Annotated in this window: 5 protein-coding genes and 1 pseudogene; 1 reads left to right on the top strand and 5 read right to left on the bottom strand. The window is 30.4% G+C overall.

Annotation, left to right across the window (positions count from 1 at the left end):
• The 4 genes from JMI89_RS11975 to JMI89_RS11515 all read right to left on the bottom strand — a co-directional run.
• Positions 1–590, bottom strand: a 590-nt coding sequence (locus JMI89_RS11975; protein ID WP_220680147.1) for an RHS repeat domain-containing protein, incomplete at its 3' end; no start/stop codon positions are given.
• Positions 591–881: 291 nt separating this feature from the next.
• Positions 882–1,457, bottom strand: a complete 576-nt coding sequence (locus tag JMI89_RS11525) for an imm11 family protein (RefSeq protein ID WP_220680146.1) — start codon at positions 1,455–1,457, stop codon at positions 882–884.
• Between the two features lie 188 nt (positions 1,458–1,645).
• A complete protein-coding gene (locus JMI89_RS11520) occupies positions 1,646–2,440 on the bottom strand; it encodes a PoNi-like cognate immunity protein (RefSeq protein ID WP_220680145.1) in 795 nt (264 codons plus the stop codon).
• A 4-nt stretch (positions 2,441–2,444) separates the two neighbouring features.
• Positions 2,445–3,170 carry a PoNe immunity protein domain-containing protein gene (locus tag JMI89_RS11515; RefSeq protein WP_220680144.1) on the bottom strand — a complete coding sequence of 242 codons (726 nt, stop codon included), beginning with the start codon at positions 3,168–3,170 and terminating at the stop codon, positions 2,445–2,447.
• Positions 3,171–4,027: 857 nt separating this feature from the next.
• On the opposite strand from JMI89_RS11515, the pseudogene JMI89_RS12170 reads away from it, so the two are divergent.
• Positions 4,028–4,201, top strand: a pseudogene (locus tag JMI89_RS12170) (DUF2339 domain-containing protein); the annotation flags it as partial.
• Between the two features lie 35 nt (positions 4,202–4,236).
• Here the strand turns inward: JMI89_RS12170 and JMI89_RS11940 are convergent.
• Positions 4,237–4,644 (bottom strand): hypothetical protein, encoded by a 408-nt coding sequence (locus tag JMI89_RS11940; RefSeq protein ID WP_255562899.1) that lies wholly within the window; start codon positions 4,642–4,644, stop codon positions 4,237–4,239.
• Between the last annotated feature and the right edge of the window lie 568 nt (positions 4,645–5,212).

Here is a 5,212-nt window from a genome sequence, read left to right as displayed (position 1 = left end):
TCGACCATCGTATTGGAATCATGCACATACGCATACAAATTCGGGTTATTTCCTGCCAGTCCGATGGGGTCTTTGCTGATGTATGCGCCTGTTTCAGGATTATAGTAACGGAAACGATTGTAATAAAGCCCCGTTTCTATATCCTCATACTGCCCCAGTTGCCTGAACGGAATAAACGACTTATTGTTAAAGATATCTTCCCGTATTCTGCCATAGATGTCAAATTCCACCTGCCAAACCAGCTTACCTTTATCATCATAGGCCTGAGCGGGTCTGCCCAAATAATCCGATACAATCGAGTAGGACTTACCCTCGCATAACTTAGCTGTGGGTACTAAACTTCCTTCCTCATAAACCCAAGTAGTCAGGTTTTCGATCGGTTCGGATTGTTCCAACATAAGCATTCCCAGCTCATCAGAAACAACCTTTGGACGCCGTTCACACTCATAAAACCACTCATGTAATAATACATTACCATCCCAAAGATAACGATAAATCTTTGTATTTGCAATTTTCGCTGTTCTTCTTCCTAACGCGTCGTATTCAAAACGGATCCATTTCCCCTGAGGATTGCGTACCGCTTGTAACATTCCGTTACCCTGCCATTGGTATTCCCAGTCACCTTGTTGCCATTGTGGAGGGTCAGAATTTTTAAAGTATTCAAAAAAATTTTATAACCTAAAGAACCCTTAATCCTCAAGAATTTTATAACTACTTAATCATATCTTAAATTGATTCGCGATGATAAGGATTTAGGCTTTTCTGTTACACCTCTCTGTTTTTCGCACAAACGACTTTACTGGTAGATCTATCGTATCCCAGTTATACAAATTGAAGAGTTGAAACAAAAATATAAAAGCTAACTTATAAGTTTTTTAATACTAAATATCTGTATAAATACTATATCCTTCTGGGACAAAATCTAAGCCTTTTAATCTTGCGCTTATACATCGTTTCTTGAATTCTTCTGTAACAATGATCTTATCATCATCTTCTTCTAATCTTATTATTTTATGATCAACAAGTTTATTAGGTAATATATATAATTTTTTTATTTTTAAATATTTTACCCCATAATAATTTTCTTCTTCAAATATTGATCTTTCTTTATCCAAACATAAAATTATATTTAGGATATTTAGGGCAAAAAAGTTATTATTACAATTCTCTTTTTCATCTTCAATTACGGTATTAAAAAATTGCATTTGGTGCTCTTTTTCCAAATCATTAAATTGCTCTTTAAATTTTTTACTCACTAGAGGTGGACCAGATGAAACAGGTAAATAGTCATATTCATCTAAATAAGAATCTATTTTCTCAACTTTGTAATATAAAGTGTTTGCTAATTTGATTTTTTTCCCTTTTGTAAATTCAAATCCACTAATATTACTTTTCTCTTTATTAAAAAAGAAAAATAAACTTCTTTCATATTTTGGATATAACTCATAATAATTCATAATAGTTCTAATCTATTTAAATTTAACAGTTCCTTTTTAAAAACCTTGTCGTGTATCTTTTCTTGCTTTATTTACTGCATCCGCATATTAATGTTTTGTCCAATTATTAACCTCTCCTATTTTCGCTACTTTACCAGTCTAGCTATTCTTTTTAGAATTGTATTTTTAATTTTGAGTATTCCATATTGTTACTCTTTCCAATGCGCCATATCGTAAGGGTAGTATGGTTGGTCTTTTAGGGGCGTGTCGTCTAAGCCGAGTATTTTGACTAATGCACCGCTTTCAAAGCTCCAATAGCCACTATGGATATTATGTTTACTTTTATGCGATTCGCTCCAACCCATTTTTTTATAATCTTTAAACCATTGTTTTGATAGGTATTGTTTTAAGGCTTGTATTCCTTTTTCTTTATTAGTTATGGCTATATCTATAATTGAAGAATAACTTTTGTATTCATTTTCCTTCATTTCTACAGAGGTGGTTCTTCCGCCCAGTTTATAATTAATCATAAAGTCTAGTAGCTTATCCGGTTCATGAACGATATCTCTTACTGTGACCAATTTTTTAAAGTCTTCATCATTAATGTTCAGTAATATTGCTAGGCTAAAAGTGAAAAGTAAAATATCATATTGGTCTGTGCTGTAATAGGGAGTGGGATTTTCTCCATAAAGGAAATCTTTTGCTGATTTAGCTTCCCCCGTTAAGATAAAAAAGTTTAAATAATCTTGATAAAGATCACTTACTTCTTGTTTTCTCAAGCCTATTGAATATTCTGCTTTGATCAGGTCTATATAATAATTTACTATTGTCGATTCGGTTAATTTAAGAACTTCTGAATTTGACTCATTAAATAATTGCTTCCCTTCGTATTCTGCTTTTTTTAGCTTTTCTATTTTTTCAAAACGTTCTTTAATGAACTGTGTATTTAAATTAATAATTTCTTGATACCCCTCTAGGGAGTTTAATTTATCTCTTAGTTCCATATTGTTACTCTTTCCAATGCAACATGTCGTAAGGGTAGTATTCTTGGTCTTTTAGGGTGGTGTCGTTTAAGCCGAGCATTTTTACTAATGCACCGCTTTCAAAGCTCCAATAGCCAAAAAATGTATCTGCTTTGCTTTTGTGATTATCGTACCAGTAGGTTAATTTCATACTCTTATACCAATCTTTTTCCAGATAATTTTTTAGAATCGTTATCGCTTTGTTTTTATCCATTTCTTTAGTTGTTTCACATAGTGGTCTAAATTGCTCATAAGTTAACTTATTTACTATTGACGGGTAACCTGTTTTATAAGAAATGATAAAAGAAAATAAGTAATCTTTACGGTTACTTTTATGGAGTACTTCTATTATTTTATTGAAATTATCATTATCTGTTTCTAATAAGACGCCAAGTGATAACATTCTTAACATTAACAGGTATTCATCAAAATGAACATCATCTTCTGGTTTGCTGTCATTATCATTCCAGCCTTCTACAAATCTATTTATCACTAAGGGAAATTCTCGCCTTAGTTCTTCAATAGCATATCCTGAAGTGTATTTTGCAATTAAAATATTTAAAGAAATAGTGAAAAGTTGTCTTTTTATGGAAGGAATTCTATTTTCAACTACTTTGTCAATTTCTAACCAATTATCAAATTTAAGTATTCTTTGATTTTCGCTATTAATAAAATTATTAAAATAATCCTGTGTTTTTAAATTTGTTCTCATTTTCATCCTTTTTTATGTAAAAATAATATTTTATGGCCAATTTCCTGCTTTACCTCTAATAATGTAACCATTGGCATCTACTTTTCTTTATATTATATTTCCGTAATCATCTAATTTTATTAATCATTTATAATATTCAAATAAAATTCTCCTACCGACAACCAGATTATCGGCAATATGATCTTCAAATAGTTTACAAAATTTGCCTAATTTCACTTTTATCATATAATGAAATAAATTATTACTTAAATAGAAAGCAATGGTATTTGCATTATTTCAATTCATATTCATTATTGTTTTAATTATAATAATGATTTTTGGTCTACTTAGTGTAAGTGCGCGCATCAATGCTTAGCAAAAACAAGTTATTGAGATCAAAAGAAATATACACGATATCAAAAATCACCAAATTGAATCTAATGAACAGAATGAAATATAATCGCTATCTCCCGCTCACAAACAAAGTCAAGCAACGACCGTTGCTCTTCAAAGGGACACTGTTCCAGAAATTGTCCAAATAGCAGAATCAGAAGTTGCCGTACTCCAACCTACAGTTATTTATACAGCAGTGCACCTGAGCAAAAAACCACAAATTTTCACACAAAGAAGCTTTATTTGCCAAACGCCTGCTCCTGCACCACATGGGTTCAGACATTGACTTAAGAGCCTAGTAACCAATAATTTAATTTCTAAAGTAGCCATCATCATTTTGATTTTTTAGTCTTTCTTATCTGTTTAAATATAGTATTGACCATCAATTATTGTCACCAAAAGTGCGAGTGTTGGGCACTTTTGTTTTCGGCATCGGAATGTTATTTTGAGGATGGTATTTAAAAGATAAAAAGACAATCTATGCAATGATACTGCAAGGCGGTACTCTAGGTATTATCTACATTACTGTATTTGCCGCTTTCAAATTATATGATCTTATTCCATATTTATTAGCGCTGGTTGCCCTAATTATTATTTGTGCTCTGTGCGTATATACGGCTTTATTACAGCACGCTAAAAGTTTAGCCATACTAGCCTGTATAGGTGGTTATTTGGCGCCCGTTTTGCTATCATCTCATTCTATCAACCATACTGCCTTAAAACCTTGCAAAGAATGTGCTTTATTTATATTTATTAAGCCTTTCCAATATTCACTACCTAGATATTCAATTTTTGGGAACTTTGAAATATCTATTTTAAATTTTTGCTTTTGTTGAAAATAAAGTTTTTCAATCATCTGTAATGAATAAATTGAATCTAAATTTTTAATATGATCTACTACGCTTACAAAGGATATTATTTTTAAAAAATCACCAACCTTTTCAAACTCTTTAAAATCTACTTCTTTTTTAGATAACCAAATTATTTGAACATGGTTAATTTTTAATTTAGAAGCATATTCTATTCCTTCTTTGAAAGAATCGCTATATATTGTTAGATACTTTCCATCTAAATTTTCTCGTATTTTTTTATCAAATGACATTTGATTTCTTTTACTTTTTAATTATTAAATTTAGCTTATTTAATATAAAGTTTCCTCGTTTATCAAACAATATAATGCTAATTTATTTCCTTTAAAATCTTACCCGATGCACCATATATTTGATCAGATTTTTGTAGATTGGAATAGAAATTTTATAAAAATCAATCTTTATAAAACGGAAAAGAATCCTTTATTCTTAAGAATTTTTAATTACTTTACTGTATCTAAAATTGATTACTGATGATAAGAATTTAGTTTTTTCGCTTAACTCTATTTGTAATATTGGGCAAACAGCCCTTTTAGCGGAAACGCAAAGCAAAGGGCTTAGGCTCTGTCATTCTCCCCTAGACTTTTATAACCTTTTTTCGCTTGTTAAATCTTTACTCCCTAATTCGGAATGGGAATTGTTAGACGAGTTGAAGAATTATTAATTAAAAAGCCAACTTTAAAGTTGGCTTTTGTTATATCTGAATAATGAATCCTTATTTATTAATAATTAATGTAATCATTTATCACATTTTCATATTTTTTTAAGCAAGAGCTAATAAAGCTGTCTATCTTTAATAAT

It is taken from the genome of Frischella sp. Ac48 (genome assembly GCF_019641635.1).
Lineage (GTDB): Bacteria > Pseudomonadota > Gammaproteobacteria > Enterobacterales > Orbaceae > Frischella > Frischella japonica.
This window is presented reverse-complemented; position numbering and strand designations above follow the sequence as displayed.